This is a genomic window from Paractinoplanes aksuensis (genome assembly GCF_024137025.1).
GTDB lineage: Bacteria > Actinomycetota > Actinomycetes > Mycobacteriales > Micromonosporaceae > Actinoplanes > Actinoplanes aksuensis.
On sequence record NZ_JAMYJR010000007.1, the window covers coordinates 32378 to 51751 of the forward strand.

Consider the following 19374-nt stretch of genomic DNA (forward strand, 5'->3'; position numbering starts at 1 on the left):
GCCCGCCCTGCCCGCCGGCCCCTCAGCCCAGTTCTTTGAGCTGCGCCTCGATGCGCTCGCGGCGCTGCTCGAGGACGTCGATGACGGCCTCGGTCTCGGCCAGACCGGTCAGCTCGGTCGCGACCTCCTCCGGCTCCTGCAGCTCGATCGAGGTGTCACTGCTGCGCCCCCGCCGAGCGGTGACGTCACCGGTCAGCCGGCGCAGCTCGGCCAGCTCCTCGTCGACGTCCTTGAGTTCCTGGCGCAGCTGGTCAGCCGTCTTGTCACTGGTCATGACGGCCATCCTAGGCGCGCGCCTCAGGAGTCGCGCAGGGACGGCTCGGTACCCGCTCAACGACTGCCTCGCACCCCCGCGGCACTGCTCAGGCCCCGCGCAGGGACTCGTAGTACGGCTTCATTGACGGGTAGTAGTCGTTGAAGTCGGGCAACGGCGCGTCGTCGCGGGCGGCGACCAGGTTGTCGAGGTAGTACTCCCAGCCCGGCCCGACGTCGCCCACGCCCTCGGTGGTCGTGAGGTGATGGATGAACTGCAACTCGGTCCCGCCGCCGGCCGTGGTGAGCAGCAACTCCATGTGCCACGCACCGGCCTCGTCGACCGTCGAGAGCACCAGCCGGTGCGGCGGCTCGCAGGCGTCGATCCGCGCCTCCATCCAGGGCGTACCTTCCTCGTACGCCATCTGGACCTTGATCGTGCGGCCGGGCCCCGCCTCGCCGCTCCACTGGCCGAACCACCGCGCGGTGCGGCTCGACTCGGTGACACTGGCCCAGACATCGTCGATGCCGGCCCGGAACGTACGGCTGAGAATGAGGTCGTTGCCGTCGAGCCGGCCGGTGGGTGCGTTGGTCATGCCGTTCGCTCCTCTTGGTCTGCGTCCTTGGGCGTTGCTGGGCTGAGTGCCGCTTCCCGGTGGTCGCGGCGGGTGCGGTAGACCTCGGTCTCGAGAGCGTCGAGCCGGCGGCTCCACACGTCGGCCGCGGAATCGGGGAACCCGGCCAGCCAGGTCTTGACCGCGGTCAGCGGCGCGGGGTCGAGCCGGTAGACGCGCTCGCGCCCCTCGGCCGTGTCGTGCACCAGCCCGCACTCGCGCAGCACCCGCAGGTGCCGGCTGACCGCGGGCCGGCTGATCGGGAAACGCCCGGCGATCAGCCGCGCGGGCAGAGGCCCGCCCCGCAACACCTCGAGAATCACCCGGCGCACCGGGTCGGCGAGGGCTGCCACGACGTCGTCCACCCCGGAAGCGTAACTCATCGGTTACGCTTCCGGCCATGACAGAACGCTTCCCGGCCCTGCGCGATCGCTTCCACGCCCTGCATCAGAGCGGCACCTTCCTGCTGCCGAACCCGTGGGACGTCGGCTCGGCCCGCCTGCTCGAATCCCTGGGCTTCGTCGCCCTGGCCACCACGTCCTCCGGCCTGGCCGCCACCCTGGGCAAGCAGGACCAGCAGGTGACCCGGGGCGAACTGCTGACCCACGTGGCCGCCGTCACCGCCGCGATCGGCATCCCGCTCAACGTCGACGCCGAGCGTTGCTTCGCCGATACCCCCGAGGGCATAGCCCAGACGGTCGACCTGCTGGCTGAGGCGGGCGCGGCCGGAATCTCCATCGAGGACTACGACCCCACCACCGCGCGCATAGAGACCCTGGAGGCGGGAATCGAGCGGGTCGCCGCGGCGGCCGAGGCGTGTGCCCGCCACAACATCGTGCTCACGGCCCGGGCCGAGAACCACCTTTACGGGTACGACAACCTGGACGACACTATCGAGCGGCTCCGCGCCTACCGGGCCGCCGGCGCCGACGTCGTCTACGCCCCCGGCCTGCGCACCCCCGACGAGATCGGACGCCTGGTGACCGAGGTCGCCTGCCCGGTCAACGTCCTGGCCGTGGCCGGCGCCCCGACAGTGGCCGAGCTGGCCGAACTGGGCGTCCGCCGGGTCTCCACCGGCGGCGCCCTGGCCTGGGCCGCCTACGGCGCCCTACGCGACGCAGCCCGCGAGCTGCTGGACACCGGCACTACAACCTTTCGCACCCGCTCGATGACCGAGGAAGAAATCGAGAACGCGCTGGGCTGAGGCCGCCGCTGTCGCGGGTTGCCGGGCCTCAATCTCCTCTTGCAGCCCGGCGGCCAACCCGTTGCGACAACCGACCAGGCAGCCCAACCGAGTGGGATCGTCACGATCCGAGGCAGGCTGGACATCTCCCCTCGCAAGCGGCCTCGCGGCCCGGCCGAGTGCAGCCGGGGTCTGGGCAGCTCACCACTCAAGCCCAGCGGGGCACCACGCGAGCCCAGCTGGGTGGAGCCGTTGCGCTGCGAGACGGGCCGGGCAGCTCCCCGTACGAGCAGCGTCGTGGCCCAGCGGAGCGCAGCCCGTCGCTACAAGGGGGCTGAGCAGTCCACCAAGCAGGCGGCGTCGCAGCCCAGCCAAGTACAGCCCGTCACGCCATAAACAGCGACCAGCTCACCACGCCGGCACCGTCGCAGCCCAGCCAAGTACAGTCCGTCACGCCACAAACAGCCGACCAATTCGCCATGGGCCGCGTCGCAGCCCGTCGCGCCACCAGAGGGCCCCGCAGGTCACCACGCGAGCAGCCTTCAGACCTAGCTGAATGAGGCCGCCCCCGCTATGAGACAGCTGGCAGCTCACCATGCCAGTGCCGTCGCGGGCCGGCCGAGCGCAGCCCTTTCCCGCTCGGAGGCGGCAGGGCAGCTCACCAAGACTGGTCGGCGGCGCCTGCCGGAGTTCTGAGTGCCACCGGCTGCGAGGCAGGCGAGTTCTATATGCCAAGCCCGGAACTTTCGAAAGACAATCCAGGCACAGAATCTTAGCCCGAGTCGATTTCGAATATAGCGCGGAGCCAGGTGGCCGCCTACGCTTCGCGTCCAATCTTCTGTCCTTCAATTAAAGGGTGGCCGGCGCCTTTCCAGTTGCAATGGAAGGGCGACACTAAGTCGATACAAAACCGCGACCCGGCCTCAAACTCAATCAAACGAGCGATCCGACTAATCCCGACCGGCCCGACCAGCCCCAACCGGCACGGCCAGCGCCAGCGGCTGCTGCAGCAGCGGCTGCTGCAGCAGCGGCTGCTGCAGCGGCGGCGGCAGCGGCAGCAGCGGCAGCAGCGGCAGCAGCGGCAGCAGCGGCAGCAGCGGCAGCAGCGACGGCAGCGACGGCAGCGACGGCAGCGACGGCAGCGGCAGCAGCGGCAGCAGCGGCAGCGGCAGCGGAGCAGCGGCAGCGGCAGCGGCAGCGGAGCAGCGGCAGCGGCAGCGGCAGCGGCAGCGGCAGCGGCAGCGGAGCAGCGGCAGCGGCGGACCAATAGCCCAAACACCCCATCTAGCCCAAGCGCGGGCACCGGATGGTGCAGTTCGTCGGTAGTCAGCCCAACCAGCCGCCCCGCCCAACCAGGCTGCTCAGCTAGGCCGAGCAGCCTCAGCCGGGCCAGCCAGCCCGCAAGCTGCTTGAGCACGTAACCGGACGCGCCGGCCATGACCCATCAACCCGCGCCCGCCAACCCGGCCAACCCGGCAACCCGCGCCCGCCAAACCGGCCAACCCCATCAACCCGCGCCCGCCAACCCGGCCAACCCGGCAACCCGGCAACCCGCGCCCGCCAACCCGGCCAGCCCGGTTGCTCTGATTTGGCTGCCGAATCCCGCTGATCAGAACTGACAATAATCGACTCGATTTAATCCTGGACCGAACGGTGGGTGCTCCGAATTGGCATGATCGACACTCCCGGCGAGTTAGCGTTTCGCCCTTCCGGGCGGGACAATATTGGCATGCGGCAGCTTCAGTTGTTCAGCACGTCAGAGTTGGCGAAAATGCGCGACCGGCCTCGGCGCCGGAACTATTCTGTCGCTGGTGAAGAATTTCGTCGTGAGCACGAGCGGCATCGGGCTTGGGGCTTGCAGCAGAGGCACGCCGCCAAGTTGAGCCGTCTTCGCCGAGCCGCCGCTGAAGATCCGAAGACCGCCTCCGCGGCGCGGCTCGCACTGATCGACCGTCTCGTGTCCGACCGCGACGACAGCCCCGCGCCGCCTCAGGTTCCCACCGCCACCGTCGCGGAACGCCGACCCGTCCTGGCCTCGGCGTCGCGACTGGCCGAAGCGCGGACCGCTCCCCCGACCGACACCGTTTCCGTCGCTCGACCCTCAGCGCCACCATCCGTAACAGCTCGGCCGGGCGGATCAGGTGAGGCGTGGCCAGTACCTTCGAACCCGCCACCTACCGCAGTCCACAAGTCGGGCAGCTCTACCCTGACGGCATCCGCCTCGTGCCCATGTGCCCGTTTCCTGCAGTCGGCCACAACCTCAGGTCAGCCGCGACACCACCGACCCGGGGCTGCGACAGCCAGCCAGGCCACGGCAACCCTCGCCCCGCCGGCAGCCCGGACTTCCCGTTACCGGAACCCGACGGAAACACCCCGCCTGCGGCAGCCCGCTCCGGCCGGCAGCCCGACTCTGTGCTGGAACCAACGGAAGCGCCCCCGCCCGCGACAGCCCGCACTTGCCACTCGTCAAGCGCCCCGGCGCATGGGCGGCGCGACTCCCAGGACCGACTACGGCCTGGAGTCGTACGTCAAGGAAATGAACATCCGCGGCGCGCGTCTGACGCCACAACGCCGGCACCCCGCCCCCGACACCCGGCCGATTCAACTACACACCGGCAACCGACCGCACCTCACACCAGCAGCCCCTCCCGAAAGCCCAGCCCAGCCCCGTCACCGACACTCACGACCGACCGCACCCAGCCCGATCACCCACACACGACCGCACCCAGCCCGGTCACTCACACACACGAGCGACCGCAGCCAGCCCGACACCGCAGCGCTGCCAGGTCGATAAGCCCTCAACCCCAAAAGGTGGCACCCCACCCAGCGGGCGGGATGCCACCGAAAGCTCGGCTCAGCCGGAACCCCAGGCGAGGCGCAGCCCACTGCGCCCGGTCCCGATGGGAGGCGTGGTGCCGCTGCCGCGACGGCACCACGCCGGATCAGGGGTGGGTCAGCCGCGGCGCCACTTCTGGTTGGCTCCGCCGGTGCACTCCCAGAGGACGAGTACGGCGCCCTCGTTGGCGTTCCAGGCGTCGATGTCGACGCACTTGTTGGCCTGGGGGTTGACCAGGTCGCCGGCGGCCGAGAGGACGAACTGCTGGGCGGGGTTGCCGCTGCAGTTCACGATCTGGATGGCGGCGCCGTTGGCTGTTGAGCCCCACGCCACGTCCAGGCACTTGTTGTTCGAGGTCTGCAGGGTGCCGTTCACGAAGTTCCAGCGCTGGGCGGCCGTGCCGTTGCAGTTCCACATCTGGACGCGTACGCCGTCGGAGAAGTTGCTGTTGGGGACGTCGAGGCATTTGCCGTTGAGGTTGCTGATCACGGCCGAACCGCCTGAGCCGCCGCCGGTGGTGGTCAGGGACAGGCCGTAGACCGACAGGATCTCGTTGACCGGCTGGAACCACATCGTGCCGCCGCTGGAGCAGTTGCCGGTGCCGCCCGAGGTGACACCCTGGGCCTGGTTGCCCGAGATCCAGCTGCCGCCGGAGTCGCCCGGCTCGGCGCACGCGTTGCTGCGGGACAGGCCTGACACCGCGCCCTGCGAGTACACGATCGTCTCGTTGCGGCCCAGCAGCGTGCCGCAGCGCCAACCCGTCGTGCGACCGGAGCGGCAGATCGAGCTGCCGATGGCCGCGTCCTGCGAGCCGGCGACCGTCACGTTGCCGCCCGAGTAGTTGTTGACCCAGGGCTGGGAGGTCCAGTTGCCGTTCGTACGCACCCAGGCGTAGTCGTTGCCGGGGAACGAGGACCCGGCGAAGTTGCCCTGCGACACGTTGTTGTACCCGAGTGTCGGGCTACCCGTGCCGCCGCAGTGGCCGGCCGTGACGAAGCCGCCCGCGACCGAGAAGCCGACCGAGCACAGCGTGTTGCCGTTGATCACGTACTGGTCGCCGCCGCGGGTGTCGTACATCGGGCGGGGCTGCTCGGCCGACGTGACCACCGTCACGTCACCGGCGCCCGCCGCAAAGTCACGGGCCGCCGAGGACGAACCCGGCGCGGCCATGACGACGACCCGGTTGTTCGGGGTGTCCACATACCAGCCGCGCACCACCGACGAATTGGCCGATTTGGCCCGTTTGTCAAGAGAAGCCCGCGTCGCGGCCAGTGAGGCGCCGCTGTGGGCCACGACACGAGCGTCAGCCCCTTCCGCCCGTACGGTCGAAGCAGCGGAAGCGTCGGTGACCGCGACCGTCAGTCGCGACGCGCCGGCGGGGATCCAGGCGCCGGCGAAGGACGAGCCGAGCTTGGTCCTGAGGCGCTTCTCGACCACGGGGGCCGCCGCCTCGGTGCGAAGCCGGGCCGCGATCTCGCCGTTGTCGATCTTGAGGTCCCGGCGCATCGCGCTGAGCATGCCGGGGTCGAGATCGATCGAGGGGTCGGCAGCGTACGCGGGCACGGGACTGAGGGTGCCGATCGTGATCGCCGCTGAGGCGACCGCGAGCCAACGAAGGCGCATGTCGGGGGTCCTTTCAGTGCGCCGGAACTTCGGGGATACATCGGAGGCTGTCTATGTGTGACAACGCTGTCAAGAAACAGGAAGGAACCCTGCCCGAACGAACCACGTGTGCTCCGTCGCCTGCCCTCGCCGATCGGGCGCCCGGCGTGCAAGGCTGTGCTCGGACAAAAAAGACGAGGACGGGGTAACACCGGATGGGCATGGTCAAGGTCGTCGGCCTGGTGCTGCACCCGAGGCGCGACTGCGGGTCGGCCATAGAGGCCATCGTGAAGTGGGCCGAGCGCCGCGACGTCACCGTATTGGGCCTGCACGACGAGATCGACCGGATCGACTGCGAGGCCGTCGCGGTCACCTCGGAAGAGATGGTCGAGCGGGCCGGTCTGCTGGTCAGCCTGGGCGGCGACGGCACCATGCTGCGCACCATGCGGCTGGTCGAGGGGCGCAAGACCCCGGTGCTGGGCGTCAACGTGGGCCGGCTGGGCTTCCTGGCCGAGGTCGACCTGCCCGATCTGCCGGCCGCCCTCACCGCGATCGACGAGCACAAGTTCACGATCGAGGCCCGCACCGCCGTCCGCACCACGCTGCCCGACGGCCGCGAGGTCTCGGCCTTCAACGACATCGCGATGGTGCGGGTGCCCGGCGAGGGGCTGGCCGCGATCGGCATCTCGGTCGAGAAGAAGAACTTCGTCAACTACGCGGCCGACGCGGTCATCGTGGCCACCCCGACCGGCTCGACGGCCTACAGCTTCTCGGCCGGTGGCCCGATCGTCTCGCCCAACGTCGAGGGCCTGATCGTCACGGCCGCGGCCGCACATTCCTCGTTCAACCGCCCGCTCATGCTGGCCCTGCAAGAGCAGCTCGACCTCGACGTCCTGCCGACCAGCGGCCGCCTCGCCATCGAGGTCGACGGCATCGTCGAGGGCTACGCCAGCCCCGACGACCGGCTCTGCATCGAGCCCGTCCCGGCGGCGGCCCAGGTCATCCGGCTCGGCCGCACCAGCTTCTACGAGCGGGCCCGGCGCAAGCTACGGGTCGAGGGCAGCGCCCAGGTCGGCGTGCCCGACGCGGACGACGCCGTCGTGGTCGACAGCTTCGAGCACCAGCGCTACGAGCTGCTGCTCGGCGGCGAGGTGGCCGGTGTGCTGCACTACCGCCGCCACGGCGACACCATCGAGCTCATGCACACCGACGTCGAACAGTCCTTCTCCGGCCGCGGTCTGGCCGGCCGGCTCGCGTCGGCCGCGCTCGAGGACGCCCGCGGCCGCGGCACCCCCGTCGTCCCCTCCTGCCCCTTCGTCATCGGATATCTGGACCGCCACCCCGAATACGCCGACCTGCTGGCCACGCCACCTGCCGATAGCTGAGGTATCTGCCATGGGCCACCCCGCGATCCTGACCGTCGACGACGACCCCGCGGTCTCCCGGGCCATCGCCCGCGACCTGCGCCGCCGCTACGGCGACTCCTACCGCATCGTCCGCGCCTCCTCGGCCGCCGAGGCCCTCGAGGCGCTGCGCGAGCTCAAGCTGCGCGGCGGGCGGGTCGCCGTCATCCTCGCCGACTACCGCATGCCCCAGGTCAACGGCATCGAGTTCCTCGAGCAGGCGATGGACCTGTTCCCCAACGCGCGGCGGGCCCTGCTCACCGCGTACGCCGACACCGACGCCGCCATCCAGGCCATCAACGTCGTCGACGTCGACCACTACCTGCTCAAGCCCTGGGACCCGCCGGAAGAGAAGCTCTACCCGGTGCTCGACGCGCTGATCGACGCCTGGCAGGCCACCGGCGACCGCGAGACCGAGGACATCCGCGTCGTCGGCCACCGCTGGAGCGAGCCGTCGTACGAGATCCGCGACTTCCTGGCCCGCAACCTGGTGCCGTACAAGTGGCTCGGCGCCGACGAGCCCGAGGGCCGGCGCCTGCTCGAGGCCGCGAGCGTCGGGCCCGAGTCGATCCCGCTGGTGGTGACGGCCGACGGGCGCGCCATGGCCCAGCCCACCACGACCGAGGTGGCCGAGGCGGTCGGCCTGTCCACCGCCCCCGGGCGCGACTTCTACGACCTGATCATCGTGGGCGGTGGCCCGGCCGGGCTGGGCGCGGCCGTCTATGGCGCCTCCGAGGGCCTCAAGACGCTGCTGGTCGAGCGGCGCGCGGTCGGCGGCCAAGCCGGGCAGAGCTCGCGCATCGAGAACTACCTGGGCTTCCCCGACGGCATCTCGGGCGCGCAGCTGACCGACCGGGCCCGCCGCCAGGCCGGTAAGTTCTCGGCCGAGGTGCTGACCACGCGCGACGTCACCGGCCTGCGACCGGACGGCTCGGCCCGCACGCTGACCTTCGCCGACGGCGGCGAGATCTCGGCCCACTCGATCGTGCTGGCCACCGGCGTCTCGTACCGGCCGCTGATCGCCGACGGCGTGGCCGAGCTGACCGGTTCCGGCGTCTACTACGGCTCGGCCTCGACCGAGGGCCCGTCCTGCGCCGGCACCGACGTCTACATCGTGGGCGGGGCCAACTCGGCCGGTCAGGCCGCGCTTTTCTTCTCGCGCTACGCGAAAACCGTCACCCTTCTCGTACGGGGTGATTCGCTCGAGTCATCGATGTCGTACTACCTGATCCAGCAGCTCAACAAGATCGACAACATCCGGGTCCGCACCCGGTGCGAGGTGCTCAGCGCCCAGGGCAACGGGCACCTCGAAGCCATCACCATCTGCGACAGCAAGGAAGGCGTGAGCACCACCGTCGAGTGCGGTTACCTCTTCGTCTTCATCGGCGCCGAGCCCCGCACCGACTGGCTGGGCCAGGCCGTCGCCCGCGACGAGAAGGGCTTCGTCTACACCGGGCCGGACCTGCTCTCGAACGGCACCCGTCCGAAGGGATGGAATCGCGAGCGGGATCCGTTCTACCTGGAGTGCAGTGTTCCCGGCATCTTCGCGGCCGGCGACGTCCGGGCCAACTCGGTCAAACGGGTGGCCTCGGCGGTCGGCGAGGGCGCGATGGCCGTCACGCTGGTCCACCGCTACCTGGAGGCTCAGTAAGCCATGGCTGACCCGACCGACGAAGTCCGCCTCGTCCCCTGCGAGCCCGGCGCTCTCACCCCCGACGAGCTGCGCACCCTGTTCCTGTTCGAGAAGCTGACCGACGAGCAGCTCACCTGGATCTCGCAGCACGGCTGCACCATGAGCATGCCCGCCGGCGGCGTCGTGATCCGCGAGGGCGACCCCGCCGAACAGTTCTTCGTGCTGCTCAGCGGCACGATCGCGCTGACCCGGCGGATCGGCCAGGACGACGTCGAGACGACCCGCACCGAGCAGCGCGGCGTCTACATGGGCGCCACGCAGTCCTACCTGCGCGACGACGGCGTCGAGCGCAAGTACATGGCGTCGATGCGCGCGCTCGACGACTCCGAGTTCTTCGTGCTGACCGCCGACGACTTCAGCCACATCATGCGCGAGTGGTTCCCGATGGCCCTGCACCTGCTCGAGGGGCTGACCCTGGGCATGCGCAGCACCCAGGCCGCGGTCAGCGAGCGGCAGCGCCTGACCGCACTCGGCGCGCTCTCGGCCGGTCTGATGCACGAGCTCAACAACCCGGCCGCGGCGGCCGGGCGGGCCACCAGCGCGCTGCGCCAGCGGGTGGCCGGCATGCGGCACAAGCTGGCCATGCTGGCCGCGGGCAAGGTCGACCCGGAACGCCTGGTGGCGCTGGTCGAGCTGCAGGAAGACGTGATCGAGCGGGCGGCCAAGGCCAAAGTGCTGACCGCGATGGAGATGTCCGACCGCGAGGACGAGCTCGGCGACTGGATGGACGAGCGCAACGTCACCGGCGGCTGGGACCTGGCCCCCGTCTTCGCCCAGGGCGGCATCGACATCGAATGCCTCACCCTGATCGAGGAGCGGGTCGGCGGCCGTGAGCTGCTCGACCAGGCCATCCACTGGATCGGCTACGCGCTCGAGACCGAGCAGCTGATGACCGACATCGAGGACGCCACGAGCCGGGTGTCGTCGCTGGTGTCGGCGGCCAAGCAGTACTCGCAGATGGACCGGGCGGCCCACCAGTGGATCGACGTGCACACCGGCCTCGACAGCACGCTGGTCATGCTCACCCACAAGATCGGTGACGGGGTCAAGGTCGTGAAGGACTACGACCGCTCGTTGCCGCAGGTGCCGGCCCACCCGGCCGAGCTCAACCAGGTCTGGACCAACCTGATCGACAACGCGGTGCAGGCCATGAGCGGCGCCGGCACGCTGACGGTCAAGACGTACCGCGAGGACGACCACGTCGTCGTCGCGATCGGCGACACCGGCCCGGGCGTGCCCGACGAGTTGAAGAAGCGGGTGTTCGAGCCGTTCTTCACGACCAAGCCGGTGGGCGAGGGCACGGGGCTAGGCCTCGACATCTCGTACCGGATCGTGGTCAACGGGCACGGTGGGGACATCCGGCTCGAGTCGAAGCCGGGCGACACCAGGTTCCTGGTGCGGCTGCCGCTCACCGAGCCGTCGTCGGCCTGAGAACAGCGGGCGGGGACATTCCCCGCCCGCTCAACTACAACAACCCTCGTAGGTACGCGGCCTGGCCCGCGTGCTGCGCGTCGTCGTCGTACACGCTGATCAGCCGCACCCCCAGGGTGACCGGCGGATCCCAGTTGTCGTCGACCACCCGGTCGAGGTCGTCGCCGGTGAGGCCGGCCAGATAGCCCACCGTGCGGTCGTGGACCGCCCGGTAGTAGTCGAGCAGGACCTGCGCGCTCTCCGGGGCCACGGCCGCCACCTGCGCGGCATCGTGGCCGTACCCGGTCTCGCTCGCGTCCTTCAGCCCGAACCGGGCCGGCCAGTCACCGCTCGCGTAGACCTGCTCGGTCCCCATCACCTCGGCCACGTGGTCGTCCTGGACCCGGGTCAGGTGCCAGACCAGCCAGCCGATCGAGTTGGCGCCCTTGGCCGGCTGATAACGCAGTTGCTCGGGCGTGAGGCCCTGCACCGCCGTCTCGACCAGCTCCGGGAGCCGTCCGAAGGCCTCGGCCAGTACGTCTTTCGCGTCCATCCGTCACTCCCCGCTCTGCTGCTGGGTCGAGCCGTCCTGGGTCGAGCCGTCCTGGGTCGAGCCGTCCGTCGTCGACCCGTCCGGCTGATCCGGCCCGTCAGTGGGCTGGTCGGTGGGCGCTGTGCCGGGGTCGGTCCCCCCGGTCTGCTGCGGGTCGGCGGGCTCGGTCGTCGGGGTCGGTGTGGCCGAAGGAGCGCCGGTGGGCTCGCCGGTCGGCGCCTCGGTCGGCTCGGTGGCCGGACCGGGCCCCTCGGAAGGCTCGGTCGACGCGGACTCCGAGGGGGTCGGAGTGGTCGCGTCCCGCTTGCCGTTGTCGCCGCTGAACGCGGAGCCGAGTGTCGTGCTCGAACTGGTCTTCACCCCGACCGCGTCGGCCATCGAGCGCTGGGTCAGCAGCTCGAAGGTGGTCAGCGTGCCCACGGCCAGCACGAAGACCGCGCCCGCGACGGCGGCGATCCGCCCCCAGCGCATCTTCTTCGGGCCCGTGGGGGCCGGCGCCGGCTCGTCGGACGGAACCTCGTCCTCGGCCGCCACCACTGCCGGGGTGCCGACGGCAGCCGGCGCGGTCACGAAGGTGGACGCGATGGTCTTGGTCCCGCGATTGATGAACCGGGTGTAGAGCTCAGTGCCGACCGATCCGATGACGCTCGCGACGGCCGCGCCGATCAGCGTTCCTGCGACGCCGAGAAAGGAACCCACGACCGCGGCCGAGACCGCGGCGAGTGTTCCGGCGATGGTCTTGGGGATGTCGATGCCGGACCACAGACGATCCGGTGCGTGCTCGGTCATGTCCTCCTCAGCCTCTTACTTCGGTCCCGTGGAAGCCTTGGCCTTCTCCGCACGGGCGATTTGTAAACCCCGCCGATGCGCCCATACCTCGCGCAGGGGACGGACGACGACACCCTCCTCGGCCATGCGCCGCCGGGCCAACCTGCGGGTTCGCAGGATTCCGACGACGCCGATCACGATGAAGGTGTATTGCACCGACATGGCCACTTTGAAGTCGGCGATGTCATAGTTCGTGCCGCCGCCGGTGCGCGCGTCGAGAATCAGGCCGATCAATTCGATCGACAGCAACGAGGCGACGAACCCGCCCACGTTGACGACGCCGGTGGCCGTGCCCAGCCGATGCGGCGGGTTGAACGTCCGCGCGTAGTCGAAGCCGATCATCGAACCCGGCCCGCCCAGACCCAGCGCCACGATCAGCAGCACCAGCACCGGCAGCGGCGCCTGTCCGGGCCAGGCCAGCACCAGGGCCCAGCCGGCCGAGTTGACCGCGATCACCCCCAGCACCAGCCACGAGCGGCGCAGCGGGTGCCGCTGCACGAGGATCCCGATCAGCGGGCCGGCCGCCATGCCGACCAGGACGAAAAGGGTGAGCAGCACGCTCGCCGTCTCGCGGGGCAGCCCCTGCCCGGCGACCAGGAACGGGAAGCCCCACATGAGCGCGAACACCGTGCCCATGAACTGGGTGGTGAAGTGCGTCCACAGACCGAGCCGGGTGCCCGGGTGCCGCCAGGCGCTGCCCAGGCTCTCGGCGAGCTGGCCCATCGTCATCGACTCGCCCCGGTTCATCCGCCGGTCCGGGCTGTCGTGCAGGGCGGCGAACGCGGCCACGGCCACGAAGACCCCGGCCCCCGCGGTCGCGAAGAACGCGGTGCTCCAGCCCGGGCCGGCCAGCAGGATCGCCAGCGGCACGGCCGACAGCACCTGCCCGGCCTGACCGACGATGCCGGTCATCTGGGTCAGCACCGGCACCCGCTTGGCCGGGAACCACTGCGGCACCAGGCGCAGCACGCTGATGAAGGTCATCGCGTCACCCGCACCGACCAGGACGCGGGCCAGGACGGCGCCACCGACATGATCGGTGGTTGCCATGATCGCCTGGCCGGCCGCCATCAGCACACCGCCGCTGACCACCAGTCGCAGTGACCCGAAGCGGTCGAGCAGCAGCCCGACCGGCACCTGAAGACCGGCGTACACGAGAAGTTGCAGCACGGCGAACGAGGCGAGCGCTCCGGCGCCGATGCCGAAGCGGTGCTGCGCATCCAGCCCGGCCACGCCGAGCGAGGTGCGGTGCAGCACTGCGACGATGTACGCGGCGAGGCCGACGGCCCAGACCGCCCAGGCCCTCGTTGAGGGACGCAGGGGCATGAGACGCCTTCCACTCGCTTTCTTGCACGTACGGATCCCAGCCTTGTCCGCCGGGCCGCCGATCAGCAACCGAATCCGGCCGAAACCACACGTGCGTCCGGTCACTGATGGACTGAGCAGGGCGTCAAGCCCATTTCCGCGATTCGAGCAGGTTGTGACCACTATTACCGGGCGGAAGAAAGCCGCCCGACGGAGGCTTGAACACGAATATGCGCCAAGACCCTGCCGGCCGCCGCTTAGGCGTGGTCCTCGTCCTCGGTTTTCTGTCCGCTCTCGGGCCGTTGACCATCGACATGTACCTTCCGTCCCTCCCCACGATCACCACTGACCTGCAGACCACCGAGGCCGCGGTGCAGCTCACGCTCACCGGCACGCTCCTCGGTCTGGCGCTCGGCCAGTTGCTGATCGGCCCGCTGTCCGACGCCATCGGCCGCCGGACACCGCTGCTCATCGGGGTCGGCGTGCACGTGCTGGCCTCGGTCCTGTGCGTCATCGCGCCCAACCTGGCCGTCCTCGGCACCCTGCGCGTGCTGCAGGGCCTGGGCGCCGCGGCGGCCGCGGTCGTCGCCATGGCGATCGTGCGCGACCTGTTCAGCGGGTTCGCCGCGGCCAAGCTGCTCTCCCGGCTGATGCTGGTCATCGGCGTGGCCCCGATCCTCGCGCCGACCATCGGCGGCACCGTGCTGCACTGGACGTCCTGGCGCGGCGTCTTCGTCGTGCTGACCGTGGTCGCGATCGCGATCCTGACCGCCACGGCGCTGTTCCTGCCCGAGACGCTGCCGGTCGAGCGCCGGCGCAACGGCGGGGTCGTGGGCACGCTGAAGGACTACGGCACGCTGTTCACCGACCGTACGTACGTGGGTCTGATCGTGGTCGCCGCGCTCGCCTTCTCGGCCCTGTTCGCCTACGTGAGCGGCTCCTCCTTCGTCTTCCAGGAGGAGTTCGGGATGAGCGAGCAGCAGTTCGCGTACGTCTTCGCCGGCGGCGCGATCGGGCTCATCGGCGCCACCCAGCTCAACGTGCGGCTGCTCCGCCGCTGGTCGCCGGCCCGCATCCTGGGCTCGGCGCTGATCGCGGGGGCCGGCTTCGGCGTCCTGCTGCTGATCACCGCCACCACCGGCTTCGGCGGCCTGGCCGGCATCCTGGTGCCGCTGTGGCTGGTGCTGGCCACCGTCGGCCTGGCCATGCCGAACGCGCCCGCGCTGGCCCTGTCCCGCCACGGCGAGGCCGCCGGCACCGCGGCCGCCCTGCTCGGCGCGGTGCAGTTCGGCGTCGGTGCGCTGGCCGCCCCGCTGGTCGGTGTGCTCGGCAACAGCTCGACGGCCATGGCCATCGTGGTCGCGGGCGGCATGAGCGGCGCGGTGGTCGTGCTGTGGACCGTCGTCCGCCCCAGCCGGCTGCCGGCTGAGGTCGAGACGGGCGAGCCCGTGATGGCTGTCGCACACTGAGCGACGCGCGTCGCATTACCGTGAGTCGATCCCGGCGGTGGGGTAGCAGCGTGCCATGCGCGAACACACCCCCCGCCGGTGGGCCTGGCTCGGCGTCCTGGTCACCGGTCTTGCCCTGTACGCCGTCGTGCTGTGGACGCTGGTCCACACGCAGAACCCCAACTTCGTGCCGGCCCTGATCCTGCTCGGCGCGACCGTCGTACCCCTCGCCTTCCTCACCTTCGCCCAGGCCCGCACCGGCCGCTGGCAGGTGCCGACCTCGGCCCTGGTGATCTCCGCGTTCTTCGGCGGGGTCATCGGCATCGTGGTCGCGGGCACCCTCGAGTACGACACGTTGCGCGGCCTCGGCGTGCTGCCGATGGTGCTGGTCGCGGTCATCGAGGAGTCGGCCAAGCTCATCGTGCCGCTGATCCTGCTGCTCACGATCATGAGCCGGCACGAGCGCCGCCTCCCGTCGGACGGCCTGATCATCGGCGTCGCGTCGGGCATGGGCTTCGCCGCCCTGGAAACCATGGGGTACGGCTTCACGGCGCTGCTCGCCTCGGGCGGCAACATCGGCAGCGTCGAGCAGACCCTGTTCCTGCGCGGGCTGACCTCGCCGGCCGGGCACACAGCGTGGACCGGGCTGACCGCCGGGGCGCTGTGGGCCCTGATCGCGGCGCCCAGCCTGCGGCGAGCGCTCGCCTTCATCGGCACCTTCGCCGGGGCCGTCGTCCTGCACACCTGCTGGGACACGTTCGGCGCGCCGATCCCGTACGTCATCCTGGCCGCCATCAGCCTCGGCTGGCTGTTCCTGGCCCTGCGCCACTACCGCACCTTCGCCGAGCACTCCCCCGCCGCCGTCTCGCTACGGCCCCTCACGATCTAGATCTTTTCGCTACGGTCTCCCCCATGCGCAGTCCTACCCAACCACTGATCGACGTCGATGACATCGCCGGGATCGTCCACGACGGTCTCGGTGTCGGCGTGACCGGGGCGTCGGAGCTGAGCGGGGGCGGGTTCGCCGCAGTCTGGCGAGCTTCGCTCACCGACGGGCGCGAGGTGGTGGTCAAGGTGGGGCCGCCGGCGTCGGCTCGACTACTGGCGTACGAACGGAAGTTGATCCCGGCCGAGGCCGTGTACTACTCCCTCGTACGCGAAAAAGCCCCCGTGCCGGCCGTGCTCGCCCACAGCGACAACTGGATCATCTCGACGCTGCTGCCCGGCGAGCCGCTCACGGCGGTCGAGTCGGCCGTGGCCCGGCAGCAGCTGGGCGCGGCGGTCGCGCGGGTCCACACGATCACCGGGCCGTTGTTCGGCTACACCGGCGACCGCCCGTCCGGGCCGGACTGGCCCACCGCCTTCCACGCGATGATCGAATCGCTGCGCTCCGACGCGGCCGACTGGGACGTGCCGCTGCCCCCGCTGGACGGACTGGTCGACCGGCACCGCACCCTGCTGGCCGAGGCGACCCGGCCGGCGCTGCTGCACTTCGACCTGTGGGACGGCAACGTGCTGGTGGCCGACGACGGCTCGCTCAGCGGCCTGGTCGACGGCGAGCGCTACCTGTACGGCGACCCGCTGCTCGACTTCGTGTCGCCCGCGCTGTTCCGGCGCATCGACGAATCGCATCCGTTCGCCCAGGGGTACGGGGCCGGGCCGTTCACCGCGGCCGAGCTCACCCGCATCGCCCTGTACCGCGTGCACCTCTACGTGCTGATGCTGGCCGAGGGGCCGAGCCGGGGCATCGCGCTCGACGCCGACCGCCAGCAGCTGGTGACGTCCCTGCTCGAGGCCGAACTGGCGGACCTCTGATGCAGATCACCTGGACGACGGACGTGGCCCGGGTGGCCGTGCTGTTCGACGAGTACCGGGTCCACTACGGTCAGCCGGCCGACGTCGCGCGCACCCACGCCTGGCTGACCGACCAGGTCACGGCCGGTCACCTGCGCCTGGCCGACGCCGGCGACGACGGCTTCGTCACGGTCGCGGTGCTGCCCGCCTCGCTGACGCTGGGGCAGGCCTGGCTCGTCCGCGATCTGTACGTCCCGCCGCGGGCCCGCCGCCGTGGCGTGGCCCGGGCGCTGCTGAACCACGTCGTCGAGGAGGCCCGGGCGGGCGGCGCGCGGCGCGTCTCCCTGCAGACCGAGAGCGACAACGGGTCGGCGCTGGCCCTCTATGCGTCGGCCGGCTTCCGCCCGGTCCCCGGCCTCGAGATGCTCAACCTGACTCTCTGACCCGATCCAGGCTCCAGTCGCCTGGTCGAGGCTGGTCGGCCGATCGTTCGGGCCGTCGCGGGGTCGAGGCCGCCCGCCGGCCGCTGGTTCGCGCCGTCACGGAATCGGGGCCGCCCGCCGGCCGCTGGTTCGCGCCGTCACGGAGTCGAGGCCGCCCGCCGGCCGCTGGTTCGCGCCGTCACGGGGACGGGGCCGTTCGTGCCGTCACGGGGACGAGGACGGCCTGCTGGCCGTTCGTTTGGGCCTCTTGTCCGTCCGGACCAAGGCGCCCCTTGCGCCCAACTGGTTGAGTAGAGTGCGGCCGAGTTCTGTCGACCGGGGACCGCCGCTGCTCATCCGCCACCGGTCTGCTCGGAGCGCTCGTGTCCAACCCGCCGCCCCCGTACGGTCAGCCGCAACCTCCGTACGAGCCGCCGCCGTACGGTCATGAGCCGTCCCCTTACGGTCAGCAGCCGCTTTACAACGGCCAGCCCCACCCCCCGGTGCAGCCGTACGCCCCGGTGCAGCCGTACGCCCCGGTGCAGCCCTACGGCGCGCCGCCGCCCGGCCATCCGGCGCCGCCGCTCGGTTCTGTGCCGCCGCCCGGCAATGTGCCGCCGCCCGGTTGGGTGCCACCGCCCGGGTTTGTGGCGCCGCCGCCGCGGAAGCCCGACAAGACTCTGCGGGCCGTACTGATCGGCATCGCCTGTCTCTTGGTCTTCTGCTCGGGTGCCGCCGTCATCGCGGGCATCACCACCAACTCGGTGCCCGACATCGACGCCGCCCCGACCGAGGCTGCTGAGGTCGGCCAGTTCGACCTGGAGCTGGGCGCGACCGCGAAGTTCTCGGACAGCGACGGCGCCCAGTCGGTGACCGTCAAGTCGGTCAAGTCGTTCAAGGAACCCTGCAACATGTTCGCGCCGGAGCCGGACAACGACCTCTACGTCGTCGTCGACGTGGTCGTTTCGGTGACGGCGGGCACGGCCTCGGTCAGCTCGATGAACTTCGAGTGGATCGGCGACGACGGCGTCGCGGTCAGCGCCCTGTCGGGCGCTCTTTCCGGCTGCGCCAAGAACAGTCTGAGCTCGGCCAACGACGTCCGCGCGGGTCAGAAACGGGCCGGCCAGGTCGTCTTCGACGTGCCGTCGGCCCGGGGCTCGATCGAGTTCACCCCCAAGACGTTCGGGCCCGCCAAAGCGTCCTGGAAGGCTTAGCCGACGCCCCGCTGATCATGCGGAACGGCAGCACGGCCCGCACGGCAGCACGGCCCGGACAGCAGCACGGCCCGGACAGCAGCACGGCCCGGACAGCAGCACGGCCCGGACAGCAGCACGGCCCGGACAGCAGCGCGGGCGCGGCCGGGCCCGCGGCTGAGGGCACGGCGCGGGGCGCGAACTAGGTCCGGTGGGTGCGGTGGCGGCGTTCGATGTCCTGCTGGATCTCGGGGTCCCAGGCCGAGGCGTCCCAGTCGCGGGGCTGGATCTCGACCGGTGGCAGCAGCGGGCGATGGAACGGCTGGGCCCCGGCCCCCGGCGGCTCGGCGCGGACCTCACCCGGGGTGTGCGGCTCGGCCAGCCAGCGCTGCAGCTTGGCCCGGCTGATCAGCACGCCGACGAGGAACAGCAGCGCACCGGTGGCCCGGCCGACGTGGAACACCGCCGAGGTGCTCGCGGTCAGGAAGACCGACAGCAGAAGGACAACAGACCCGCAGTACATGGCCCAGTTGCGGATCACCGTGCCCCGCCCGCCGTAGGTCTCGACGACCCGTTTTGTGAGCCGGGCCCACACGATGATCGACACACCCAGGGCCACCGACACGACCAACGACAGCACGATCACGAGCGGCCCGGCCGTGATCACCGCTTGCAGCAACGAGAACGCGGCGAACAGCAGCGTCAGCACCACCACCGCGCCGAGGGCGACCCGCCAGTGTCGCGGCGGCTGCGCCCCGGCAACCGGGCCGTTGTGGCACGGGTGGCCCTGGCCCGCGTGATCGAGCCGGGTGCCGCACCGGGGACAGTTCATAGTGGA

General features: G+C 70.7%; 18 protein-coding genes. 9 read left to right on the plus strand and 9 right to left on the minus strand.

Translation table 11 applies throughout. The annotated features are described in order from the left end of the window. Positions 1 to 22: 22 nt before the first annotated feature. From M1L60_RS08200 to M1L60_RS08210, 3 genes are all read right to left on the minus strand, one after another. A complete protein-coding gene (locus tag M1L60_RS08200; RefSeq protein ID WP_253236716.1) occupies positions 23 to 274 on the minus strand; it encodes a hypothetical protein in 252 nt (83 codons plus the stop codon). An 88-nt stretch (positions 275 to 362) separates the two neighbouring features. Beyond that, positions 363 to 848, minus strand: coding sequence for an SRPBCC family protein (locus M1L60_RS08205; RefSeq protein ID WP_253236717.1), 486 nt, complete (start codon positions 846 to 848; stop codon positions 363 to 365). Continuing rightward, a complete protein-coding gene (locus M1L60_RS08210; protein ID WP_253236718.1) occupies positions 845 to 1231 on the minus strand; it encodes an ArsR/SmtB family transcription factor in 387 nt (128 codons plus the stop codon). Before M1L60_RS08210 ends, M1L60_RS08205 begins: the two co-directional genes overlap by 4 nt. Positions 1232 to 1266: 35 nt before the next feature. Between M1L60_RS08210 and M1L60_RS08215 the strand changes: the two genes are divergently transcribed. After that, positions 1267 to 2070, plus strand: a complete 804-nt coding sequence (locus M1L60_RS08215; RefSeq protein ID WP_253236719.1) for an isocitrate lyase/PEP mutase family protein — start codon at positions 1267 to 1269, stop codon at positions 2068 to 2070. A 929-nt stretch (positions 2071 to 2999) separates the two neighbouring features. Here M1L60_RS08215 and M1L60_RS08220 read toward each other — a convergent pair. Together M1L60_RS08220 and M1L60_RS08225 are read right to left on the minus strand one after the other, a co-directional pair. Further along, entirely contained in the window at positions 3000 to 3401 is a 402-nt protein-coding gene (locus M1L60_RS08220; protein ID WP_253236720.1) for a hypothetical protein, read from the minus strand. Between the two features lie 1601 nt (positions 3402 to 5002). Continuing rightward, positions 5003 to 6508, minus strand: coding sequence for a ricin-type beta-trefoil lectin domain protein (locus M1L60_RS08225; RefSeq protein ID WP_253236721.1), 1506 nt, complete (start codon positions 6506 to 6508; stop codon positions 5003 to 5005). Positions 6509 to 6702: 194 nt separating this feature from the next. Here M1L60_RS08225 and M1L60_RS08230 point away from each other — a divergent pair, with 194 nt between their 5' ends. The 3 genes from M1L60_RS08230 to M1L60_RS08240 are packed head-to-tail and all read left to right on the plus strand — an operon-like array spanning position 6703 to position 11014. Beyond that, positions 6703 to 7872, plus strand: a complete 1170-nt coding sequence (locus M1L60_RS08230; protein ID WP_253236722.1) for an NAD(+)/NADH kinase — start codon at positions 6703 to 6705, stop codon at positions 7870 to 7872. A gap of 10 nt (positions 7873 to 7882) precedes the next feature. Beyond that, on the plus strand, positions 7883 to 9541 hold the full coding sequence (locus M1L60_RS08235; protein ID WP_253236723.1) for an NAD(P)/FAD-dependent oxidoreductase: 1659 nt from the start codon (positions 7883 to 7885) through the stop codon (positions 9539 to 9541). A 3-nt stretch (positions 9542 to 9544) separates the two neighbouring features. Beyond that, positions 9545 to 11014 carry an ATP-binding protein gene (locus M1L60_RS08240; protein WP_253236724.1) on the plus strand — a complete coding sequence of 490 codons (1470 nt, stop codon included), beginning with the start codon at positions 9545 to 9547 and terminating at the stop codon, positions 11012 to 11014. A gap of 34 nt (positions 11015 to 11048) precedes the next feature. Here M1L60_RS08240 and M1L60_RS08245 read toward each other — a convergent pair whose 3' ends face one another. Genes M1L60_RS08245 through M1L60_RS08255 form a run of 3 tightly spaced genes read right to left on the minus strand, consistent with a single transcriptional unit; the run spans position 11049 to position 13700 of the window. Next, positions 11049 to 11546 carry a mycothiol transferase gene (locus M1L60_RS08245; protein WP_253236725.1) on the minus strand — a complete coding sequence of 166 codons (498 nt, stop codon included), beginning with the start codon at positions 11544 to 11546 and terminating at the stop codon, positions 11049 to 11051. A gap of 3 nt (positions 11547 to 11549) precedes the next feature. Beyond that, the gene (locus tag M1L60_RS08250) at positions 11550 to 12335 is read right to left on the minus strand and encodes a prolipoprotein diacylglyceryl transferase (protein WP_253236726.1); all 786 of its coding nucleotides are present in this window, start codon (positions 12333 to 12335) and stop codon (positions 11550 to 11552) included. Between the two features lie 15 nt (positions 12336 to 12350). Further along, positions 12351 to 13700, minus strand: coding sequence for an MFS transporter (locus M1L60_RS08255; protein WP_253236727.1), 1350 nt, complete (start codon positions 13698 to 13700; stop codon positions 12351 to 12353). Positions 13701 to 13909: 209 nt separating this feature from the next. Here M1L60_RS08255 and M1L60_RS08260 point away from each other — a divergent pair, with 209 nt between their 5' ends. The 5 genes from M1L60_RS08260 to M1L60_RS47745 all read left to right on the plus strand — a co-directional run bounded on the left by M1L60_RS08260 (position 13910) and on the right by M1L60_RS47745 (position 18557). Continuing rightward, positions 13910 to 15148 carry a multidrug effflux MFS transporter gene (locus M1L60_RS08260; protein ID WP_438862083.1) on the plus strand — a complete coding sequence of 413 codons (1239 nt, stop codon included), beginning with the start codon at positions 13910 to 13912 and terminating at the stop codon, positions 15146 to 15148. Between the two features lie 55 nt (positions 15149 to 15203). Beyond that, positions 15204 to 16016 (plus strand): PrsW family intramembrane metalloprotease, encoded by an 813-nt coding sequence (locus tag M1L60_RS08265; RefSeq protein ID WP_253236729.1) that lies wholly within the window; start codon positions 15204 to 15206, stop codon positions 16014 to 16016. 23 nt (positions 16017 to 16039) lie between these two features. Further along, positions 16040 to 16942, plus strand: a complete 903-nt coding sequence (locus M1L60_RS08270; protein ID WP_253236730.1) for a phosphotransferase family protein — start codon at positions 16040 to 16042, stop codon at positions 16940 to 16942. Next, entirely contained in the window at positions 16942 to 17364 is a 423-nt protein-coding gene (locus M1L60_RS08275) for a GNAT family N-acetyltransferase (protein WP_253236731.1), read from the plus strand. Before M1L60_RS08270 ends, M1L60_RS08275 begins: the two co-directional genes overlap by 1 nt. A gap of 362 nt (positions 17365 to 17726) precedes the next feature. Then, a complete protein-coding gene (locus M1L60_RS47745) occupies positions 17727 to 18557 on the plus strand; it encodes a DUF4352 domain-containing protein (protein ID WP_308208437.1) in 831 nt (276 codons plus the stop codon). Positions 18558 to 18738: 181 nt separating this feature from the next. Here the strand turns inward: M1L60_RS47745 and M1L60_RS08285 are convergent, their stop codons facing one another. Next, positions 18739 to 19368 carry a hypothetical protein gene (locus M1L60_RS08285; protein WP_253236732.1) on the minus strand — a complete coding sequence of 210 codons (630 nt, stop codon included), beginning with the start codon at positions 19366 to 19368 and terminating at the stop codon, positions 18739 to 18741. Positions 19369 to 19374: the final 6 nt, after the last annotated feature.